Source organism: Streptomyces sp. NPDC102259, assembly GCF_044766465.1.
GTDB lineage: Bacteria > Actinomycetota > Actinomycetes > Streptomycetales > Streptomycetaceae > Streptomyces.
On the sequence record NZ_JBIWMA010000019.1, the window covers coordinates 131,945 to 153,336 of the forward strand.

General features: G+C 73.2%; 17 protein-coding genes and 1 pseudogene. 6 read left to right on the forward strand and 12 right to left on the reverse strand.

What is annotated here, in order from left to right; translation table 11 throughout:
* Nucleotides 1-26: 26 nt before the first annotated feature.
* The 3 genes and pseudogenes from ACIRPU_RS33455 to ACIRPU_RS33465 form a co-directional block, all read right to left on the reverse strand.
* A complete protein-coding gene (locus ACIRPU_RS33455; protein ID WP_403874100.1) occupies nt 27-1,403 on the reverse strand; it encodes a VWA domain-containing protein in 1,377 nt (458 codons plus the stop codon).
* Nucleotides 1,404-1,411: 8 nt separating this feature from the next.
* Nucleotides 1,412-2,788 (reverse strand): hypothetical protein, encoded by a 1,377-nt coding sequence (locus tag ACIRPU_RS33460; RefSeq protein WP_403874165.1) that lies wholly within the window; start codon nt 2,786-2,788, stop codon nt 1,412-1,414.
* A gap of 60 nt (nt 2,789-2,848) precedes the next feature.
* Nucleotides 2,849-3,346: pseudogene (locus ACIRPU_RS33465) on the reverse strand (hypothetical protein); the annotation flags it as partial.
* 287 nt (nt 3,347-3,633) lie between these two features.
* Here ACIRPU_RS33465 and ACIRPU_RS33470 point away from each other — a divergent pair.
* On the forward strand, nt 3,634-5,889 hold the full coding sequence (locus ACIRPU_RS33470) for an ATP-binding protein (RefSeq protein ID WP_403874102.1): 2,256 nt from the start codon (nt 3,634-3,636) through the stop codon (nt 5,887-5,889).
* Nucleotides 5,890-6,195: 306 nt separating this feature from the next.
* Nucleotides 6,196-7,170, forward strand: a complete 975-nt coding sequence (locus tag ACIRPU_RS33475; protein ID WP_403874104.1) for a helix-turn-helix domain-containing protein — start codon at nt 6,196-6,198, stop codon at nt 7,168-7,170.
* Between the two features lie 62 nt (nt 7,171-7,232).
* Here ACIRPU_RS33475 and ACIRPU_RS33480 read toward each other — a convergent pair whose 3' ends face one another.
* From ACIRPU_RS33480 to ACIRPU_RS33490, 3 genes are all read right to left on the reverse strand, one after another.
* Complete coding sequence (locus ACIRPU_RS33480; RefSeq protein WP_403874106.1) at nt 7,233-7,646, reverse strand: hypothetical protein; 414 nt, start codon at nt 7,644-7,646, stop codon at nt 7,233-7,235.
* A 24-nt stretch (nt 7,647-7,670) separates the two neighbouring features.
* Nucleotides 7,671-8,279 (reverse strand): flavin reductase family protein, encoded by a 609-nt coding sequence (locus ACIRPU_RS33485; RefSeq protein ID WP_403874108.1) that lies wholly within the window; start codon nt 8,277-8,279, stop codon nt 7,671-7,673.
* A gap of 110 nt (nt 8,280-8,389) precedes the next feature.
* Nucleotides 8,390-9,154, reverse strand: coding sequence for an ANTAR domain-containing protein (locus ACIRPU_RS33490; RefSeq protein ID WP_403874110.1), 765 nt, complete (start codon nt 9,152-9,154; stop codon nt 8,390-8,392).
* A 126-nt stretch (nt 9,155-9,280) separates the two neighbouring features.
* Here ACIRPU_RS33490 and ACIRPU_RS33495 point away from each other — a divergent pair, with 126 nt between their 5' ends.
* The 3 genes from ACIRPU_RS33495 to ACIRPU_RS33505 all read left to right on the forward strand — a co-directional run bounded on the left by ACIRPU_RS33495 (nt 9,281) and on the right by ACIRPU_RS33505 (nt 12,951).
* A complete protein-coding gene (locus ACIRPU_RS33495; RefSeq protein WP_403874112.1) occupies nt 9,281-9,628 on the forward strand; it encodes a helix-turn-helix transcriptional regulator in 348 nt (115 codons plus the stop codon).
* Between the two features lie 239 nt (nt 9,629-9,867).
* The gene (locus tag ACIRPU_RS33500; RefSeq protein ID WP_403874114.1) at nt 9,868-11,625 is read left to right on the forward strand and encodes an NlpC/P60 family protein; all 1,758 of its coding nucleotides are present in this window, start codon (nt 9,868-9,870) and stop codon (nt 11,623-11,625) included.
* A 126-nt stretch (nt 11,626-11,751) separates the two neighbouring features.
* A complete protein-coding gene (locus ACIRPU_RS33505) occupies nt 11,752-12,951 on the forward strand; it encodes a cytochrome P450 (RefSeq protein ID WP_403874116.1) in 1,200 nt (399 codons plus the stop codon).
* Nucleotides 12,952-12,964: 13 nt separating this feature from the next.
* Here ACIRPU_RS33505 and ACIRPU_RS33510 read toward each other — a convergent pair whose 3' ends face one another.
* Nucleotides 12,965-13,138, reverse strand: a complete 174-nt coding sequence (locus ACIRPU_RS33510) for a hypothetical protein (RefSeq protein ID WP_355702947.1) — start codon at nt 13,136-13,138, stop codon at nt 12,965-12,967.
* 149 nt (nt 13,139-13,287) lie between these two features.
* On the opposite strand from ACIRPU_RS33510, the gene ACIRPU_RS33515 reads away from it, so the two are divergent.
* Complete coding sequence (locus tag ACIRPU_RS33515; RefSeq protein WP_403874119.1) at nt 13,288-13,965, forward strand: class I SAM-dependent methyltransferase; 678 nt, start codon at nt 13,288-13,290, stop codon at nt 13,963-13,965.
* A gap of 25 nt (nt 13,966-13,990) precedes the next feature.
* Here ACIRPU_RS33515 and ACIRPU_RS33520 read toward each other — a convergent pair whose 3' ends face one another.
* From ACIRPU_RS33520 to ACIRPU_RS33540, 5 genes are all read right to left on the reverse strand, one after another.
* Nucleotides 13,991-14,563, reverse strand: a complete 573-nt coding sequence (locus ACIRPU_RS33520) for a phosphatase PAP2 family protein (protein ID WP_403874121.1) — start codon at nt 14,561-14,563, stop codon at nt 13,991-13,993.
* Complete coding sequence (locus ACIRPU_RS33525) at nt 14,556-15,947, reverse strand: diacylglycerol/lipid kinase family protein (RefSeq protein WP_403874123.1); 1,392 nt, start codon at nt 15,945-15,947, stop codon at nt 14,556-14,558. The genes ACIRPU_RS33520 and ACIRPU_RS33525 overlap by 8 nt, the downstream gene beginning before the upstream one ends.
* Nucleotides 15,948-16,006: 59 nt before the next feature.
* On the reverse strand, nt 16,007-17,797 hold the full coding sequence (locus ACIRPU_RS33530; protein ID WP_403874125.1) for a hypothetical protein: 1,791 nt from the start codon (nt 17,795-17,797) through the stop codon (nt 16,007-16,009).
* 176 nt (nt 17,798-17,973) lie between these two features.
* A complete protein-coding gene (locus ACIRPU_RS33535) occupies nt 17,974-19,989 on the reverse strand; it encodes a DUF1996 domain-containing protein (protein WP_403874167.1) in 2,016 nt (671 codons plus the stop codon).
* A 193-nt stretch (nt 19,990-20,182) separates the two neighbouring features.
* Nucleotides 20,183-21,067 carry a hypothetical protein gene (locus tag ACIRPU_RS33540; RefSeq protein WP_403874127.1) on the reverse strand — a complete coding sequence of 295 codons (885 nt, stop codon included), beginning with the start codon at nt 21,065-21,067 and terminating at the stop codon, nt 20,183-20,185.
* Nucleotides 21,068-21,392: the final 325 nt, after the last annotated feature.

Sequence of the window (21,392 nt, forward strand, 5' to 3'; positions counted from 1 at the left end):
GGTGCGTGTGTCGGGGGGCGGGCGGATCAGGTGAGGAACGTCTTGAGTTCGTGGACGAGCTTGTCGATGTGGCCGGAGATCACCGGTGTGCCGAGGGTCTTGAACCGCTCCCGGAACCAGGGGTTGACCTCCTGCCGGCCGGAGCTGGTCACCGAGCCGACGGGGATGAACCTCACGCCGGAGCGGTGGACTTCCTCGATACCCTCGAACAGCGGCTGGGAGCGGTCGAACTCGTAGAAGTCCGAGATCCACACCAGCACGGTGTTCTTGGGCTCGGCGATCTTCGGGCGGGCCATGGCCATGGCCACGGGGCCGTCGTTGCCGCCGCCCAGCTTGGTCCGCAGCAGCACCTCGAACGGCTCGTTCACCCAGGGGGTGAGGTCGATGGCACGGGTGTCGTACGCGATGAGGTGCACGTCCACCTTGGGCAGTCCGGCGAAGATCGACGCCAGGATGGTGCAGTTGACCATGGAGTCGACCATCGAGCCCGACTGGTCCACGACCACGACGAGCCGCTGCGGTGTCGTCCTGCGCGCGGTGTGGCGGTAGTAGAGGCGGTCGACGTAGAGGCGTTCCTCCGCTGGGCTGTAGTTGGTGAGGTTCTTCCAGATCGTGCGGTCGAGGTCGAGGTTGCGGAAGACGCGCTTGGGCGGGACCGAGCGGTCGACGGCGCCGACGGTGGCCTTCTCCACCTGGGTGCGCAGCACTTCGGCGACCTCGTCGACGAAGCGGCGGATCAGCGACTTGGCGTTGGCGAGGGCGACCCCGGAGAGGTTGCTCTTGTCGCGCAGCAACTGCTCGATCAGCGACATGCTCGGGGTGAGCCGCGCGGCGAGCTCGGGGTCGGCGAGCACTTCGCGCAGATGCATGCGCCGGACGAGGTCCGCTTCGATGCCGCCGAGCTCCGGGCCGAGACCGGGGACGAGCTCGCCGGCCCCGGCTCCCGGGCCACGACCGCCGCGCAATTCCCCGGGCCGGCTGCCGAGCGCGCGCTCCAGCCAGCCGGTGTCGCTCTGCCAGCGGGACAGCTGTCCGGCGCTGACGGCTCCGAAGCCGGTGGAGAAGACGTTCAGCAGCACCTTGGACACGAGTGCCGCGCGCCGCACCTCCGCCGCACGATCACGCGCGTCGCCGTCGGCCACAGTCTCGGCGTCGGCGTCGGCGTGCGCGTTCGCGTCGGGAACCATCAATCCGTCGAACTCCGCGGCCAGCTCCGGGTGGCGCTGGACGATCGAGTCGACGGAGGTCTGCGGGTCCAGCAGCGCGGACGGCAGTCCGATGTCCTCGACGACGGCGAGGCTCGCCGATTCCAGACCGGCCTGCTCCTCGGGGTCGAAGAGGCGGGCCAGCAGCCGCCAGTAGAGGACCTGGCGGCGGTTGTCGTCGGGAACGGCTTCCGACATGGGGTCGCTCATTTCCGCAGCAGCCTTCCCGCTCGCTCGCGCAGGACGGTCACGGCGTCGGTGGCGGCCTTCTCGGCCCGGACGCCGCTCTTGTCGGTGGTGCCGCCGGCCCACGCGCCCGCGTGGAGGGCGACGGCCTTCTTGCGCACCGTGGTCTCCACGGCGAGCGGCTGGAGACGGAAGCCGCCGCCGTCCCAGCGCAGCAGGCCGACGCAGGCGCGGGAGGCCGCGACGGCCTCGGGCGTGAGCGGGCTCGCGGTCGGGATGCGGTCGGTGTCGACGGGAAGCGTGTGTCCGGCGACGGTGAAGGTCATCGCGTCACCGTCCTGTTGGCGGTCGTAGCCCTCCAGGAACACCGGCTCGGCGATGCGCGCGGGGTGGCGGTCCAGGGGCGCGGTGGGCAGGGCGGTGGCGGTCGGCAGGACGACCCGTGCGGTGGCGAGGGCATCGGCGGGCTCGCCCGCACGGGCCAGGGCGTCGTCCCAGATGAGGTCGCCCTCGTCGGTGAGGGGCATGGCGTCGAGGTGCATGGCCCGGCCTTCGCCGAGGGCGGTGAGCAGCGACAGGTGCGGCCGCAGCAGCTGCCAGACGCCCGCCGCGACGACGGTGTCCGGCTTGGGCATCGAGACGCTCGCGCGGACCAGTCGGGGCGCGGCGCCGTCGGCGGGTTCGAACACCGCGTGGACCTGGGCCTGCGCGGCGGTGGCGTGTTCGTGCAGGTCGAGGCCGAGCGGCAGCAGACGGCCGGTGGCGGCCGCGAGGGCGGGCCGGTCGGCGGCGCCGGGCAGGGTCAGCAGCAGGGCGCGGGACCACAGGTCGCCCCAGCGGCGCGCGGGGATCCTGTCCAGGGCCGCGCCGGGGCAGGAGGCGGCGAGTTCGGCGGCGAATCCGTCCAGCAGGGTGGCCAGGCGGCGCAGCCCGGGGTCGGGCAGCATCGCGGAGACGATGGGGGCGGCTCCGCCGGCCAGCTCGTGGTCGATGCCCTGCCAGCCGGCGCGGGCGAGGTCCGACAGCCAGGTGCGGGCAGCTGCCGGCAGGTTCACCGACGCTCGTGCGGCGGGCGCCTCGGCCGTCCGCTCCTCGCGTGTGCGGCCGGTCACCTCGTCAACGCCGGCCGTGAGCGCGTCGTGGACGGCACCGAGCAGGGCGGTACGGGCGGCGGCGAGGGTGACGAAGTGGTCCTCGCCCGCCGCGCCGCCCGCGGCCTTCTCGGCGGCCTCGGTGACCCGGGCGGCCAGCGGGCTGCCGGCGACGGCGCGGGCGAGCACGGTGAGATCGTCCACCCGTTCGGGGCGGGGGCGCAGCAGGCCGGCGGCCAGGGTCCGGTCGAAGGCGTCGACCGCCGCCAGGGCTTCGTCCAGTCCCTCGACGGGCGCCGTGAGCAGGCCTGCGCGCTCCCCCGCGCCCGTACCGCGCTCGCTCGGGGCGGCCTGCGGGCCGTCCGTCGCCCGGGTCGGCGGGAACCACTGGAGCTCCGGGAGCGGGACGGTGACCGGCGGGAGCTCCAGGTAGGCCAGGTGGCGCAGGAACCGGCTGAAGACGGGTGCGGCGGCCGCCTTGCCGTCCGCCTGCGGTGGGTGGGCGGCGGTCATCGCGGCGGTGAGGGCGGCGGCGTCGGGCTCCGCGCCCGTGGGTTCGACGCGCAGGTAGCGGGCGACGCGGGCGACGCCGTACTGGAGCACGGCCTCGGTGATCAGCGCGCGGATGTGGTTGCAGAACGAGCCTCGCGCGCCGCCGCAGGGACGGTTGTTGTTGGTGCTGCACGCGAAGGCGTAGGTGCCGGCGGCGACCGACGAGACGTACACCCGCTCGATGTCCGAGCCGCTGGAGACCACACCCTGGAGGCGTCCGTCGGCCAGTTCGACGAAGGGGACCTTGGCGAGCTTGCGGGGCCGTGCGGGCGGCACCACCCGGGCCGTACTCGAATTCTCCCAGTCGGACAACGCACCAGCTCCTTTGCGGCACAGGGCTCCGCACGCCGTAATCGGCGCGGCACAGGGGGGTTGTCGCGCCGGATCGGCGGCGACGAAGACGAACCTACCGGCGACCACTGACAACGCCGTCCGCGTCGGGGGAAGGACGGCACAACGCCGTGCGCGACCACGGCAGGGCCCCGTCCGCATGCCGGTCGGCGCGGGCCCGGGCGTCCCGGCTCTTCTAGAATTCCGATGATCATGCCCGGGGGCGACGGCGGGGGCATGTCGGTGTGGATCGGTACGAAGGGGCGGGGTTGAGCGGGGAGCAGGCGGCGTTCGGGGCGCTGCTGCGGGAGTTTCGGCTGGCCGCGTCGCAGACCATCGAGGGCCTGGCGGAGGCGTCGGGCGTCAGCGTGCGGGGCATCGGAGACCTGGAGCGCGGGCGGCGGGCGGCCCCGCAGCGGCGGACGGTCGCCGCGCTCGCGGACGGTCTGGGCCTGGCCGAGGCGCCGCGGGAGCGACTCCTCGCGGCCGCGCGGTCCGGGCGCGACGGAGGCTACCGCCCGGTGGGGGTGCGGGCGTTCCCGCGAGGCGTCGACGACTTCGTGGGCCGCGAAGGGGAACTGGCGCGGCTGGCGGCGCTCGCGGAGCACGAAGCCGCCGCCCAGCCGGTGGTGGTGGCGGTGTCCGGGCCGCCCGGCACCGGCAAGACGACGCTGGCGCTGCACGCGGCCCGCGGTCTCGCCGACCGGTTCCCGCACGGGCAGTTGGTCCTGGACCTGCGCGGCACCGACGACGATCCGCCCGGTCCCGCCGAACTGGTCCTGCGGGTGCTGAAGGCACTTCAGGTGGCCGACCGGGACCTCGCCCAGGCCGGCCCGCAGGGCCACCCGGCGCTGTACCGGCAGCTGTTGGCCGAACGACGCTGCCTGCTGGTCCTGGACGACGCGCGCGACGAGGGGCAGGTGCGTCCGCTGCTGCCGGCCGCGGGGGCGGGCATGGTGGTGGTGACGAGCCGTCGCATGCTGACCGGGCTGGACAGTGTGCACCGGCTGCCGCTCGGCGAACTGGACCCTTCGGCGGCCGACGAGCTTCTGACCTCCCTCGTCGGAGCCGATCGGGCGGCCGCCGATCCGGCCGCCCTGCGCGCGGTCGCCGAGCGCTGCGGGCACCTGCCGCTCGCCCTGCGGGTGGCGGGCAACTGGCTCGCCACCCGCACCGGTTGGAGCGTTCGCCGGCTCGCGGACCGGCTCGCCGTCGAGGAGCGGCGGCTGGACGCGCTGGCCGCCGGGGACGTACGGGTGGCCGCCGCCTTCGACCTGTCCTACCGCCAGCTGACTCCCGCGGCCGCCCGGCTGTTCCGGCGTCTCGCCCTGGTACCCGGCCAGGACACGGCGGCACCCGGCGCCGCCCGGCTCACCGGTCAGTCGGTGTTCGACGCCGAGGACACCTTGGAGGAGCTGGTCGAGACCGGGCTGCTGGGGACGGACGGGGACCGCTACCGGATGCACGACCTGCTGCGGCTGTACGCCCGTACCCGGCTGGAGGCCGAGGAGAGCGCGCAGGACGTGGACCGGGCCCGCACGGAGCTGTTCCGCTGGCTGCTGGAGACCGCGGTCGTCGCGGGTCGCTGGTTCGAGCCGGGCCACGGGGCTCCGCCGTCCACCTGGCGGGGAACGGTGGACCTGTCGACCGCGAGCCTGGCCCGCGCGTGGCTTCAGGCGGAGGGCGACAACTGGCCGGCCGCTCTGCGCGCGGCCGAGGCCGCCGGTGAACACGCGACCGTGGTGGAGGTGGCCGAGGCCCTGCACTGGTTCTCCGACCAGTGGATCTTCTGGGGACACTGGCCCGAGGTCTTCGGCACGGCCGCCCGCTGCGCGCAGGCGCTGGGCGATCCGGTCCTGGAAGCGACCCAGCTCAACTACCACGCCTGGGCGCTCCTGGTGTGCGAGCGCCGCCATCAGGACAGTCTGCTGCGCTCCGCCGAGGCCCTCGCCGCGGCGGAACGGGCGGGCGACGCAGGCCAGCAGGCCTGGGCCCACATGTACCAGGGCTGGGCGCTTCAGCAGATCGACGACCTCGGTCCGGCCGCCGACCACATGCAGCGCGCCGCCCACCTGTTCGAAACCGTCGGTGACCTGCACGGTGGCCTCCAGGCCCGGCACGGGCGTGCCATCGTCCTGGCGAAACAAGGCCTCACCGAGGAGGCGCACGCGTTCTACCAGGACACGCTGGCCTTCCTGGAGCAGGTCAGCGACCGGCTGGAACCGCACATCGCCGACATCACCCGGATCGGGCTGCACGCGGGCCTGGGCAGCAGCTTCGGCGTGCTGGAGCGCTGGACGGAGGCGGTGGAGCAGCTGACCACCGCCGTCACGATCTGCCGGGCCAGCGGCAACACCGCCCTGGAGAGCCGTCAGCTCGTCCACCTCGGCAACGCGCTGCTGTCCGCCGGACGTACGGCACAGGCCCACGCGGCCTTCGCGCGCTGTGTCTCCCTCGGTGTCCATGCCGACCCGCGGTCGGTCGCCGAGGCCCGCGACCTCCTCGCCCGTCTCGACGCGCCCTGACCCCGCGCCCCGTCCCCGGTCCGCCGCGACACGGGGACAGGGGCGGGGGCGGCGCGCGCCGTCGACGGACGAGGCCCCTCGCCGTGCCGCCCATCCTGCTCCCGGGGACTCCCCGTGTCTTGTCCCGGAGTGCACCGCGCTGTTCTCTCAGCGCACAGCGGACGACCGCACCGGCGCGGTCCGCGTTTCTGCCTGCTTCCTGCCTGGAGCCCGCCGGGGACCACTGGTTGGCTGATGACCGCGGGGAGAACGGGCCGCCGTCCGCCCGCTCTCCGCCGGTTTCGCCCAGGTGGAGAGGAGAGCCAGGTGGCCCTGGTGCTGACGACTGCTGCGGTGCCCGACGGGGAGCGGCTCGCCCACTGGCGGGACGCGCTGGGCAGAGCGCTGGTGCCGATGGCCGTCACCGCACGGCACGACGGCCCGTTCGAGGGCCGGGTCTCCATCGAGCGGCTGGGATACCTGCGCATCGCCACGATCGAGGCCGACGCGCAGCGCATGAGCCGCACACCGGCACACCTCACCGTCGCGGCCCCGGCCGTCGCCTGCGTGGCGGTCGGCGTCCAGACGGCGGGCACGGCGACCCTGGTCCAGGACGGCCGGCGGGCCTTCGTGGACGAGGGCGACCTCATGGTCTACGACACGGGACGGCCGTACTCCCTGGACTTCCCGGGACGCTTCGCCGCCCGGGTCGTCCATCTGCCGCGGCGGGCGCTCGGCCTGCCGGAGGAGGACCTGCGCCGGGTGACCGGGACCGCGATCGCCGGGACGGCGGGCTTCGGCGCCCTGCTGGTGAACTTCCTGACCTCGCTGACCGCCTCGGTCCCGCCCTGCGCCCCGGCCGTCGCCACCCGGCTGGCCACGGGGGTCGTGGGCCTCTTCGCCACCCTGGTCGAGGAGCGGACCCAGGACGACGCGTCGCCGGACCCGAACCCGGGAGACCATCTCGTCCTGCGCGTCCGCGACCACATCGACCGCAACCTCGGCGATCCGGACCTCTCCCCGGCGACCGTCGCGGCGGCGCACCACATCTCCGTGCGCTACCTGCACCGGCTGTTCGAGGGCGAGGGCATCACGGTCGCCCGGCTGATCCAGAAGCGCCGTCTGGAGCGGTGCGCCCGGGAACTGCGCCGGCCCGACGCGACGGCTCCCACGGTGTCGGCGGTCGCCCAGCGCTGGGGTTTCGCGAACCCGGCCCATTTCAGCCGGGTCTTCCGCACGGCCTACGGGCGCTCCCCACGTGAGTGGCGCGGGGCGCGGGACGAGCTGCCGGCGGCCGGCTGACCCGGCCGGGTCGCCGACCGGGTCAGCCGGCCGGCCTCGTGCGCGATCAGGAACGGCTCACGTCAGCACGGGGTACGGCTCCGGCCGGACGCCCGGGTGTACAGCAGGGCCGCCCCGGCGACCGTGACCGCCGCCGTGCCGACGGCGCACAGGCCGCCACGGGAGCGCCAGGACAGTACCGAGCCGGTCGACCGGGCGGACAGCACCGAACCCGCGCTCAGCCAGGAGCCCGCGGAGACGAAGGACGCGGCGGAGCCCACGGATCCCACGGACAGGAAACTGCCGATCGAGGCGACGGACAGCGAACTGCCCACGGAACCGATGGAGAGGAACGAGTCGACGGAGCCGATCGACAGCGCCGAGTTCCTCGACCACAGCGAACGCCAGGAACCGTCGGCGTCGGCACCCTCGATCACGGCTCGTGTCGCGGCCTTCGTCGCGGATCTCGTGCTGGATCCCTCACTGGATCTGGTCATGCTTCGATCATAGGAGCGGACGGGTCAGGAGGGCGGCCAGTCGCGGTAGGCGATACGGGCCCGGTCGTGGATCTCTCCGACGGTGCCCCACTCGTTGCGGCCCAGCCGGGCCAGCGGCCGCAGAAGCCGGATGTCGGGGTGTCCGTCGACGATGACGTCCTCGTGCACGGCGGCGTGCACGACCTCGCCGAGGACGAGCGTGGAGTTGCCGATGCCGAGCGTGGAGTGCAGCCGGCACTCCAGCGCCACCGGGGAGGCGGCCACGCGGGGCGGCTTCACCCGCAGCGAGGACTCCCGCTCGATGCCCACCGCGTCGAACTCGCCCTCGTGCGCGGGAAAGTCGGTGCCGGTGGCGTTGATCCGGTCGAAGAGCGGCTCGGACGCGAAGTTGACCACGAACTCGCCGGTGGCCTCGACGTTGCGCAGCGAGTCCTTGCGTCCGACGGAGGTGAACTGGACGATCGGCGGGTCGGTACAGGCGACGGTGAAGAAGGAGTGCGGGGCGAGGTTGGCGGTGGTGCCGTCCGCCGCCAGGGTCGACACCCAGGCGATCGGCCGGGGTACGACGACGGCGGTGAGCAGTCGGTAGAAGGCTCCCGCGCCCATGGACCCGGGTTCGTAGTCAACGCGCATGTCGGCCAGTTCTACCCGACCGCGCCCCCGGAAGCGGAATCGAGCCGTCGACCGGGCCGCCTCCCGGAGGCGCGGGCCCAGAGGTGGGCACGCTCGGTCCCCTCGTCCGGTCAGGTCGAGGGGGCCTCGGACCTGACCTTGGCCACCGCCGCGGCCACCTGCTCCTGTACGGCGTCCGCGGGCGGCTCGCCCCGTACGGCGGCGACCAGGTCGCGGGCGAGGTGGTACAGCTTGGTGTTGGTGTTCTGGGAGGCCAGGACCAGCACCCGCCATGCCTCCTCGACGCCCAGTCCGAAGGACGCCATGAGGATGCCCCGGGCCAGGTCGATCACCGGACGGGTCTGCATGGCGCGCCGCAGCTGGACGACCTCGATGCGCAGGTCCTCCAGGGCGCTGTGGTCCGGGGCTCGGGCCGGCACGTCACCACGGTCCGCCTCGCCCCCGCCGTCCCCGTGGCCGCGGGAGCCGGGAGCGCCGCCGGGGGCGTCGAACAGCATCCGGGTGCCGGTGAGGAGCAGCAGCCGTTCGACCGCGGGGCTCAGCGTGCGCAGGGCGACCGCCTTGCCCAGCTCCAGGCTCCGCTCGTGCAGATCGAGCAACACGTTCAGGGCGGAGCAGTCGCAGAACTCGACGCCGCCGAGTTCCAGCTCCACGCCGCCCACCGACGCGCCGAGCGCCGCGTGCAGAGCCTGTGCCAGCCGCTCGGCCGCATCGAGGTCCAGTTCGCCCCGCACCGCCACGACGACACGGTCGCCGTCGGGACGGACGGCGATCTCGGGGACGGGACCGGGCCGAAACGGAAGCCCACCGCTCACCTCCGCGCCGGCGAGGGCGTCTCCGCCTTCGGCGTTCGCGTCACAAGCTCGTTCCGGCATGACCGCCTCCCCGGTCAGTCCACTGGTCTCCTCCAGACTCACCCCGCCACCCGTCACACGTCAACAGATACACGAAATAAAGTTCCGGCCTTTGAATACGTGAATACCCAGCCGTATAATCGCCCCATGGACGGAGTGCCCGAGTCACACAACGGATGGACGTTTCTCACCAACCACGCCCGCGTGTTGGCCGCCATCGCCGACAATCACAGCGCCCGCATCCGGGACCTGGCAGCCCACTGCCGGCTCACCGAGCGGGCCGTTCAGAAGATCATCGCGGACCTGGAGCAGGACGGCTACCTCTCCCATACCAGGGAGGGGCGCGGCAACGCCTACCGGGTCGAGTCCGACAAGGTGCTGCGCCACCCGGCCGAGGCGGGCCTGAGCGTGGCGGCCCTGCTGTCACTGCTGGCCCAGGACGACGCGGGCCACGCCCGGCGTCCGGAGGCCGAGGCGGCCGACCCCCGTTCGTGACCGGCCCACGACGGTCCGTGCGGCGAGCAAACCTGGTGACGGCCGCAAGAGACGAAGGTCACGAATACGTATCGGACATTTGGCGCTTCAATCTTCACGCCAGCCTCACAAGTTGGTTAAGTTGACGCCCAAGCCGTACGACTGCCCGTCAGGGCAGGGGGCTTGGGGGCACCTGGCAACAAGGTCGCCCGGATTCCGCCGCCTAGTGGCAGGCGGAGGACGGAAGGAGTACGTCTTCCATGGCGACGGATCGCAGCCCGCGCTCCCCAGGCAGCAACACCGATGAGCCGAGTCGGGCGGAGATCCAGCAGCGGGTCAACTCGCTCTACGACCGGGCCGAGTCCGACACGGGCTCCTACAACATCACCCGCGCCCAGTCGAGCCGGACCCGGGGGACGGTCACGTCCGTCGCCAACAGCGGGCGCGGGTCCTCCGATCCGTCGCTCGACGCGGTGGCCAAGCAGTGGTTCGACATGGCACGCGGCAGGGTCGGTCCGGTGACGCCCGCCGTACTGCCGGCCGACCGCCGGCCTGCCCGCCCCGCCCGGCCCGCCCGTCCGGCGAGCGCTCCGGAGCGGCCCGCCGACAGCCCTGGCGTACGGGAGTTGGAAGCGGCCACCCGACGCGTCCCGGAACTGACCACGCGTGCCGTCGCCGCTCTCCCCGCGGCCCCCGAGCCGCGCCAGGAAGCGCCCAGGGCCCTGCTGCCCGCCGTCCCCACCCAGGCCGCCGTGCCCACCCAGGCCGTCGTCCCCGCTCAGGCCGCTTCCCCCGCCTCCGCCCCCACGGACCGGCAGACCTCGCTCAAGAACGCCAAGGAGCAGATCGGACGGAAGCTCGTCACCGCGCGGGAGGTGCTGGCCCGGGCTCTCGCCCAGCCCATGCCGTCCCTGCCCATGCCGTCCCTGCCCGCGCCGGCCGCCCCCGCGCCCTCCCTGCCCGCGCCCGCCCTGCCTCCATCCGTTCAGCCCACGACCGTCCTGCCCACGGTCGGGACGCAGCCGGCCGGGTCGCAGCCGGTCCAGCAGCCCTGGGACACCGCGGAGCAGCAGGCCTTCCGCGCGGAGATCACCGCCGCGTGGGCGGGACGGCCGTCCGCCGCCGCTCCCGACACGACGTCACCCCTGGGCGCGGACGGGCTCCTCACGACAGGTGAACTCGGCTTCGCCGCACCGGTGTCGGGGTTCACGACACCCGAAGCCGCCTTCGCCTTCCCCATGCCCTCCGCGACGCCCGCTCCGGACCACCTGAGCTCGGAACTCGGCTTCACCACACCGCCGTCCGGCTATCCGGTGCCCGAACTCGGTCTGCCCGCACCGGAGTCCGGCTTCATGGCGACCGGCGCCGCCGCCCCGGTCGCGCCCGCACCCGGTTATCCGCCGTCCGAACTCGACTTCACCACAGCGGCGTCGGGTTACGCGACTTCGGGGTACACGACCTCGGGTTACGCGACATCCGCTCTCGCTCCCTCCGCGCCCATGCCGAGCTACCAGGCCCCCGCGGCCGACGTACTGACCGCAGGCGCCGGATACCCCGCCTCCCCCGGTCCAGCGGCCCCGGCCGCCCCGCTGCCCGAGGCCGTCCTCCCGGCGGTCGCCCCGACCGATGTCACGGTCAGCACCACCGGTACGGCATACCTGGGGAAGGCGGACAAGGCGCTCGCCTTCGCCCGGGCGCAGATCGGCCGACCGTGCGTGTGGGGGGCGACCGGACCGGAGTCCTACGACTGCTCCAGCCTCACGCAGGCCGCGTGGCGCGCCGCCGGGGTGACGCTGCCGCGCTCCGCCATCGACCAGGCGAAAGCCTTCACCCGGATCAGCCTGGCCGAACTCCGCCCCGGCGACCTCGTCTTCTTCTTCGACGACCTCAGCCACACCGGCCTGTGCACGGGCAACGGCATGATGATCCACGCCCCGGGTCCGGGCACGTACATCCGCGAGGAGGCGATCCTGCCGTTCGGGGAGGGCGCCCTGCGCGGCGCCGTCCGGCCCGCCTGAGTTTCCGGCGACACCTGCCGGGCGGGAGGGGCCCGCGCCCCTCCCGCCCGCGCATGGCCGGTAAAGGCGCATCGCGCGGGCGGTCGTCGCGGCGACACTGTCGTCCGGTGCGGCGAAGGGGGCCCGATGGGGGACGCGCGGAAGAGTGTGCGCAAGGTCGAGCGGGGGCCCGGCCGGCCGGGCTGTCCGGTTCACCGTGGCGCGGACGGGACATGGGAGGTCCGTGGGTACGAGGCTGCCCGTGAGGTGCTGCGCGCCACGGACACGGTGCAGGCCGGACTCGGCGTCGAGACGGTGGAGAAGCTGCCGGCGCGCGTCCGCCGTCCCGTGCTCTACCAGGACGGTCCCGGACACCGCGAACAGCGGCGGCAGACCGCCCGGTTCTTCACGCCCCGGCACGTGGACGAGCACTACCGCGAGCTGATGACACGGGTCGCCGAGGAGCAGACGGCGGTGCTCCGGGCCGCCGGCACGGCGCAGCTGTCCGACCTGAGCTTCACCATGGCGATCGAGGTGGTGAGGGACATCCTCGGGCTCACCCACAGCCGCCCGGGTCTGAAGTCCCGGCTGGAGCGCTTCTTCCCCGAGGAGTTCGGGCAGCCCGGGTTCACGAGCCCACGGGGTCTCTACTGGCTGCTGCGCCAGAACACCAACTGGCTGCGCATCCATCTCGCCGACGTCCGCCCGGCGATCCACGCCCACCGGAAGCGGGAAGGGGAGCGGGACGACCTGATCTCCCATCTGCTGGCCGAGGGCTGCTCGGGCGCGGAGATCCTCGGCGAGTGCCTGACGTACGCGGCTGCGGGCATGGTCACCACCCGTGAGTTCATCTGCGTCGCCGCCTGGCACCTGTTCGACGACCCGGAGCTCCTCGGCCGGTACCGCTCGGCCGAGGAGCCGGAGCGGCTGGAACTGCTCCGGGAGATCCTGCGGCTGGAACCCGTCGTGGGGCGCCTGTCCCGCCGGGCCACCGCGCCGATGCGGGTCGGGGAGGCGTCGATCGGCCCCGGTGAGCTGCTCACCGTCTTCGTCGACGAGGCCAACGCGGACCCGGACGCCGTGGGCCGCGACCCGGACCTGCTGCGGCCCGGCCGGTCGTGGAACCCGGGGCCCGGGCCGGGGCCGGCGGGGCTTGCCTTCGGCGACGGCGCGCACCGCTGTCCGGGCGCCGCTGTCGCCGTCCTGGAGGCGGACGTCCTGCTCAGCCGGCTCTTCGCGCTGGACGGTCTGCGGATGTCCGGCAGGCCGCGGGTGTCGTTCAAGGACGAGATCGGCGGCTACGAGATCCGGGAACTGACAGTGACCGTGCCCAGGTCGGCGGGGTGAGCCGCCGACGCCCTCAGCGCATCACGGAGTTCGTGCGCGACTGAGCCCGCCGGGCGTTGTTGTAGGCGCGCAGGAGGTGCTTGGAGACGGCGCACGGCGACATGTCGAAATGGCACTGACGGCAGGTGCGTACGTGCTCCTCATAGGCGGTACGGGACTCTTGCAGGGCGTCCTCAAGCGAGGGCATGGGGGTCCTCCGAACGAAGCGACGGTTACCCGGGGGCTTGGCTACTCACCAGTAGGGCCCGCGTCGAGAGGATTGCATCATGTTACTTACGGTAGTGGAAAATACGATTCCGGCCGTTTCCCGGAACGCGAGACCCTGACCGGTGCACCATGACGGCGCGGGACTCACACACCCCCACGAAGGGAACCGGCTTGGTAGGCGAGGACGGCGGGCAGCGTGCGGCGCGGGTGTTCGACGCGCTGGGGCCCGTGTACGAGAAGGCGTTCGCGCACTCGGAGGCGCACCGCAGATCCCTGGAGTGGCTGCTGGGGCGGCTCACCCCGGGCGGCCGGGTGCTGGACGTCGGCAGCGGGACGGGGCGGCCGACGGCCGAGACCCTGGCCCGGGCGGGCCATCATGTCCTCGGCGTCGACGTCTCCCCTGTCATGGTGGAGCTGGCCGCCCGGCAGGTGCCCGAGGCGGAGTTCCGCTGCCTCGACGCACGTGAACTTCCGCTGGAGGAAGGCTCGTTCGACGCTGTCTGCGTCTACTTCTCGCTGCTGCAACTGGACCGGGCGCAGCAGTCCGAGCTGGTCGCGCGGCTGGCTCGGGCCCTGCGGCCGGGAGGCAGTCTCGCGCTCGCCACCGTGCCGCTGGACGTGGCGGGCGTCGACGCCGTGTTCATGGGGCAGCCCGTGCGGGTGACCAGCTTCGCCGGCCCGGATCTCGTCGACATGGTCACCGGGGCCGGCCTGACCGTGCTGGCCGAGGAGAACGTGCTGTTCACCCCCGACCATCCCGAGGCCGTGCCGGAACCCCACCTGTTCCTCCACTGCGCCAGGGAGTAAGGCCCGCTCAGGCCTCCCGGCGCTCTCAGGCGCCCTTACGGGCGGTGAGCGCCAGGACCAGCGCCGCCGAGCCCGTGCCCAGCAGCGCTCCGGCCACGACGTCGCCCGGGTAGTGCACCCCGGTGTGGACCCGTGAGTAGCCCACCGCGCAGGCGAGCAGGCCCAGCGGCACCGCGGAGACCGGCAGGGTCGGGCCGACCGCGGCCGCGAAGGCGACGGCCGAGGCGGTGTGCCCGGACGGGAAGGACGCCGACTGCGGCATCGGCACGTGCCGCCCCGGGAACGGCGAGTCCTCGGCGCGGTGCGGTCGCGGCCGGCGTACGAGCTTCTTGCCGAGCAGGTTGGCGGTGGCCGAGGCGACCCCGATCGCCGCGACCCCGAGCACGGCGGCACGGCGCGGGCGGCGGCCGCACAGGGCGAGCCCGGCGGCGACCCCGAAGGACAGCTTGGAGTGGTCGGCGGCCGCGGACAGCCGGCGCAGCGCGCTGTCCAGAGTGGGCGTTCTGGTCACGGTGACCGTCTCGTACAGCGCCTGGTCCATGGTCGCGAGGTCACGGACCAGATGCGAGGCGGGGAGCTTCGGCAGGCTGTCAGACATCGTAGGCCTCCTTGATCGTACGAGAGTCGGTATGGCCGAGCGCGAGGCGGACGATGCGCCGCCAGTCGACCGTGGGGGGCGCGTAGGCCGCGCCGGGGCGGTGCCGGGGCACCCGGACCCGCAGCACGGCCGGCCGTACCGTGCACACGACAGGGGTGGCCAGTTCGAGTGCCTCGCCGTCGACGGCCACCGCGATGCGCCTGCGGTCCGCGTCGACGACGACGCGCCGGGACGTCACCGAGGTGATGCTGCCCGCGCGCTCGCCGAGCAGCGCGAGTTCGGCGGCCTGGGCGGCGCCCTCCACCCGGACGCCGATCACCCCGAGCAGTCCGGCGTCCAGCCGGGGCCGGCGTCCGCCGCCGAGCGGGTCGGCGCGCGCGTAGGCGTTGTTGCTGACCAGGAGTGCCTGCGGCGCGTGCACATGGGTGTCGTCCGTCTGGACGTCCAGGATCGGGCCGGCCTCGCCCTGGAGCAGGTCGGGCAGGTGGTCGAGTGCGGTGGCGGCCTTGGCGTCGCGGTAGTCGGGGCTCTGCACTATCTCCGCGTACGCCCCGAAGGAGACGGTGTTGACGAAGGCCCGGCCGCCGACGTCCCCGAGGTCCACGCGGAGTTCGACGCCGTTGGTGAGGGCGTCGAGGCTGCGGGTGGGGTCGGTGCGGTCGAGGCCGAGGTCCATGGCGAAGTGGTTGCGGGTGCCGGCGGCGATCACCAGGAAGGGCACGTCGTGTTCGGCGGCGACGGCCGCCACCAGCGCCTGGGTGCCGTCGCCGCCCGCGACGCCGAGCAGGTCCGCGCCCTCGGCGACGGCCTGGCGGGCCTCCGCCTCCGGATCGGTGTAGATGTCCTCGGCCCCGAGCACGACCACCCGGGCGCCGAGCGCCTCGGCGCGCTCGATCAGGCCGTGCTTGACGACCTTGCCGCCGCCCGAGCGCACGTTCATGATCAGGACCGGGCGGCGCGGCGGCGGGGTCTTCCGGCCGTGCATGCCCTTGGGACGGCGCACGCTGCGCAGCGACGCCCGGGCCGAGGCCAGGGCCCCCGCCCACAGCCCGAGCGCGCCCACCGCGACCGGCCACAGGCCGGACAGGGCGTACAGCACCACCACGCCGACCGGCGCGGTGACGGCCACCAGCCCGCCGAGCAGCCGGGCTCCGCCCCGGTGCGCCAGCATCCACCACACGCCCGCCCCCGCCAGCGCGAGGAAGACGAACCCGATGAACAGGACCAGCCAGCCGCCGGATCCCGCACCCGCCATCACCACCGCGACACACGCGGCGACCAGCACCAGGGCGAGCCGGGCCCAGCCCCGCGCGCGGGCGACGGCGTCCCGCTGCGCCGGGCCGACGTGCGGCAGCGGCCATTTCTTCCCACGCGTCTCGTTCACCGTGCGCCCGCCATGCTCCGAGGCCCCCTCAGTCGCGTCGACAGCGCCGACGATCTCGATCAATTGTCCATGTTGCAGCACCCTGATGTGAGCGAGGTCCCGGTGCCGGCGCCCGTGTCGTCGTCCGTGCCGGTGCCCGGGACGTCGTCCGGGTCGGCGTCGAGGCGACAGAAGCAGGACGACCGGACGGGTACGTCGGCCAGGGCGGTGGCGAACTTCAGCTGCTGGGCCACGATCCGCGCCTCGCCCGTCCTGCCCAGCCGGACCAGGCACTCGTGGTAGCCGTGCAGTGACCACACGTTGCCGGGGTGCTGGGACGGGCGGGGCAGCGTGTCGTCCAGCCCGAGGTCGGCGCGGTAGACCGCCTCGGCCTCCTCGATCCGTCCCTGTTCCAGCAGCAGGGCGCCGTACGCGTGCCGGGTGGGCTGCATCCAGCCCCAGGGTTCGTCGTAGGGGAGGCGGTCGTCCAGTTCGACGGACCGCTCCAGGGCGGCGAACGCGAGGTCGTGGTCGCCCCTGCGGTACTCCAGTTCGCCGTCGAGCATCGCGGACGCGATCGCGAGGATGTCCCGGCAGGTGTTGTTGAACAGCATCCGGGTCTCGGGCACCCGGTCGGCCGCCGAGCGGAACAGGGAACGCTCCGCCTCGGCCTCGGGGACCCGGCCGGTGGCGGAGAGCGCGACGCCACGGGCGTAGTGGCGCATCGCGGTGGTCACGCTGTGCAGGACCGGGTCCGCGGGCGGCGGCACGTCGAGGACGTCCTGCCAGCGGCCGAAGCGGATCAGCACATGGAAGCGGATGGTGCGGAACGCCTCCAGCCAGTCGGCCATGGGCGGGCTCTGCACCCGCAGCAGCTCCTCCGGGATGGAGGCTTCCAGCCGTTCCGCGGTCTCCAGCGCGGTCCGGTACCGGCCCAGGAACATCGCGCCGTAGATCTTGAAGTGGTAGTCGTGCGCGCGGTACAGCGTGTAGAAGTTCATCGCGCCGGAGCGCGCCCGGTACTTCTCGTCGGCGGTGATCGCGGCGCTGTTGTCCGTGACGACGCGCCGGTAGTCGCCGCACAGCACGTCGAGGTGCGAGGGCATGTGCTGGAGGTGCCCGGCGTCGGGGACCAGGCCGCGCAGCCGGTCGGCGACCTGAAGGGCGGCCTCGGGGGTCGGTGACATCTCCATGAGGTGGATGTAGAAGTGCAGGACGCCCGGATGCGCGGCCGCTGCCCCGTCGGCCAGCGCGCGGTCGAGCACCGCCTTCGCCTCCGCGGTGCGGGCGCCCTCGGCGGGCCGGCCCGTGCGCAGGTCCCACAGCTGCCAGGGGGTCAGGTTCATCAGCGCGTCGGCGTACAGGGCGGCGACGTCCAGGTCGTCGGGGGCCAGTTCGTGGACGGCCCGCATGGCGTCGGCGTAGGGCTCGTTCCACACCGAGCAGTCCTCGGCGGGGCGGGTCTGCGGATAGCGGGCGCGCAGCGCGCCGATCAGGGCCCGTTCGACGGCGGTGGCGGCCCCGGCCTTCCGGTGGGCGAGCTCGACGGCCTCGTGCGTACGGGCGACGGTCCGGGCGAGGTCCTGCTCGTCGAAGAACTCCCACGGTTTGTTGTAGTTGGGGCCGAGCGCGTAGGCGATGCCCCAGTGGGCCATGGCGCAGTCGGGGTCGGCGCGGACCGCGGCCTCGAAACAGGCGACGGCCTCCTCGTGGTGAAAGGCGTACGACCAGACCAGTCCGCGGTCGAACCACAGTTGGGCCTCGGCGGACGAGGTCGTCACGGACCGGCCGTGGGTGCCGAGGTCGTAGTAGTCCCCGGACGTCGTGTGCTGCGTGGACGCCGTGTGCTGCGTGGACGCCGTGTGCTCCATGGGTCTCCCATCGTCGCGCGCACTTCGGACGACGTATACCGCGCGGGTCGGCGCGGGGGCGATGGCTCGTGTGCGGGAGCACCCGTACGAGGGCGCGGGGACTCCTGGGTCGCACGGAGGGCCCGTCGGCAGTCCGACGGGCCCTCGGTGGAGTGGCTGGATCTCCCTACGGGATCTCAGTACTTACGGCGTGCGTTGCGGAACAGGACGCCGAAGCCGGCGATCACCAGCAGCCCTCCCGCGGCCGCGGGCCAGAGGTTGGCGCCGGTCTCGGCGAGGCCGCCCTGCACCGCCTGGGGCTCGGTCCCGCCCGGGGTGACGGTGTCGTCTCCCGTGCCGGCCGGGGTCTGCGACTGCTCCGGGCTTGCCGCGGGGGCCGCGGTCGCCGGGGAGCCGATCTCGCCGCCCGAGCCGACGGCGGGCGCCGAGGTGGCCGCCTTGGCGGAGGGCTTGGCGGAGGGCTTGGTGTAGACGCGGGGTTCGGTGGTCGCGGAGGCGCCGCCGGAACCGTTGCCGCCCTTGTCGGGCTCGGTGGTCGCGGGCGCCTCGGGGGCCTGCGACGGCTCCTGCGTGCCCTCGCCGCCGCCATTGTCGCCGCCACCATTGTCGGCACCGCCGTTGCCAGCACCGCCGTTGTCGGCACCGCCGTTGTCGCCGCCACCGTTGTCGGCACCACCGTTGTCGGCACCACCGTTGTCGCCGCCACCGTTGTCGCCGCCACCGTTGTCGGCACCACCGTTGTCGGCACCACCGTTGTCGCCGCCACCGGTGCCGGCGCCGCAGGTACGGCCGTCGTTGATGCAGTCGACCATGTCGCGCATCAGGCCCTCGTCGAAGACGTTGATGAAGTCACCGTGGTCGGTCACCGGCTTGTGCAGCTGCTCCGGGAAGGAGTCCACCGCGAACAGCGGAGTGGTCTTGCCGCCGTCCTGGAGGCTCGGCGCGTCGACGTCGTACACGATGCGCTGCACGAGCTGCGGAACGGCCTTGAAGCCGTTCGGGCAGGTGCCGTCGGCGGCGGCGAAGGCCACGTGGGTGCGGTGGTTGGCGCTGTCGATGTTGCTGCCGTCCCAGCAGCTCTGGAAACGGAAGCTGCGCACCACGTCGCTGCCGGACGGGCAGAGCGGGTACTTGTCCTTGAGCTGCCGGTCCTCGAAGCCGGTGCAGCTCCAGGACGCGTTGGCGTTGGCCGTGCCGTTGACGAACGCCTTGGCGTCGCCGGTGATGACCCGGAGCAGCCGGGGCATGGCGGTGACCTTCTCACGCGGGTTGCCGACGAAGGTGAGCGTGACCTCCTTGGGGGTCACGATCTCGCCGGCGTTGCCCTCGATGCCACCGCCGGGCTTCTGCGCGTCCTGCTCCTGGTTGCCGTTCTGAAGGCGCAGCACGGGCCAGTAGTAGGTGGACTTGTCGCCCTGGTCGACGCAGCTCGTGCCCGCGTTCGCCAGGTCGTCGTCGGAGGCGAAGGCGTCGTTGGACTGGTTGCCGACGTAGTCGTGGAAGTGGTGGGCGCCGTTGGTGACACCCGGGGCGACGATCACGTTGTCGGAGTTGAACACGCCGTTCGCGTTCACTCCGCAGCTGGTGACGAAGGTGCCGCGCGAGGGGCCGGAACTGGGGTCCGGGGTCTGCTGCGTCGGCTGGACGGCGTTGATGTCGGCGTAGTCCGCTGCGACGGGGCCGTTTCCGGCCTGGCCGCCGTTGCCCTGCTGGCCCTCGTCGCCCTGCTGGTCTCCGTCGCCGTTCTGGTCGTCGCCCTGCTGATCGCCGTTCTGGTTCTCGTCGCCGCTGCCGTCGGCGCCTTCGTCGGCCTGGTCGTCGTTGGCGCGCAGGGTGCAGCCGGCGAGGTCCTCGAGACCCTCGGGGCGGTCGCCGGCCCGGTCGATGGAGTCCGCGATGCGCTGGATCGTCGCGCCGCGCGTCTCCTTCAACGGGTTCATGACCTCGTTGTCGGCGAAGTCGGCGTCCTGCCGCACCGACTCCGCGGACTCCTGGAGTCGGCGGTAGGCGGCGGCGATCTGCTCGTCCAGCAGGGCGAGTTCGCGGGCGACCTCGGGCGAGGCCTGCTCCGGGACGTCGGTCAGCTTGCTGCCGACGTCCGGACAGTCGATGGTGACGGCGCTGTTGCCGCCCTGTGCGGAGTTGCCGTCGGAACCGTCTTCGGTGGCCGATGCGTAGACGTTCACCCCCATCAGCCCACCGCCGCCGATGATGAGCGCCAGCGCCGCGAAAGTCGCGCGTCGCCCGCCCGTCTGGCGTCTGCGCCTGTTCTGTACCAAGGAGTGCTCCTACGCGTCGTCGGCGGCCATGGGCATGAGATCCCCCGGCCCTATACGCAAGGGAACTCAGGAGCGTTCAACCGCACCACGAATTCATAGCAAGATCTCAGGCGGACGCCGTGTCCCGCACCTTCGTGGCGGTCCGGCGTCGACGTCGGCCCCGCTCGTGCAGCAGTCCGAGGACGACGGCGGCGGCCACCGCTATGAGGTGTTCGCGGCCGGCGAGGTTGGGCTTGGCGATCGACTCGAACACCATCGAACCGCCGGTGAGCGTGAACACGATGGGCGCCCGGCGGACGACCGAGAGATAGGTGAACAGTCCGACGACCGCCGCGGACGGGCCGGTGTCGAGCACCTGGCCGATCTCCGGCGGCAGTCCGAGCCCCCACCATCCCGGCCCCATCGCCATCATCACCCGCACGGTGAGGGTGCCGGCCAGGGTGGACGCGTAGGCGATCAGCAGGGTCCTGCGGCGGCCGAGGGCGAGTTCGGCCAGGGCGAAGGCGAGGAACAGCTGGGTGATGCCGGCCCACACCGGCAGATCGAGGGCCGGGACGTACAGGGAGACCGGGGTGCGCAGCAGGGCCAGCCACAGCGGAAGGTCGCCCTGGACCCCGCCGAGGATGCGCACCACCGTCCCGCCCGTGGGGTGCTGGGCGATGGCGTGGAAGAAGATCACGCCCGCGCAGGCCACGAACGCCAGCAGCAGCGCCGCGGGCCCGCGGCGGCGCAACTGCCGCAGGGGGTCGACGACGATGCCGTACCACTCGCCGCGCAGCGTCCGGGCGACGAAAGCGGCGGTGCGGACGAGCGCGCCGCGGCGCGGCCCGCCCTCGGCACGGCCGGGGCGCCGCCCTCGCTCTTCGCGGCCGGCGCGCGGCTCGTCCTCGGCACGGCCGGCGCGTTGCCCTCCCTCGGCACGGCCGGGGCGCGGCTCGTCCTCGGCGCGGCTTTCGCGGGGCCGTTCCACGTCCGGACGCAGGATGCTCAAGGTCTCCCCCAAACACTCGTCGCACGATGTCTCTTACGATCCACGCCCTGAAGGACGCAAGGGAGGCCTGCCAGGATCAGTCCCGCTGAAGCCGTCTACCTCACATGGCGACCCGCCTCCGGCCGGATGCCCTGCCTGCGGAGATCGGGGGAGGCGCGCGGGACGGCAGGTCACCCGCGCGGTCGATGACACCCGGTCACGTCGCCGTGACTCAAGTGGGTTAATGTCACTGCCGTGGAACGCACTGACCAGCGGAACATGACCCCGGCCGGGTTAGGTCGCACAGCGGGCCGGACCGGCCCCGGCGCCCCCGGCCCCCGCCCGC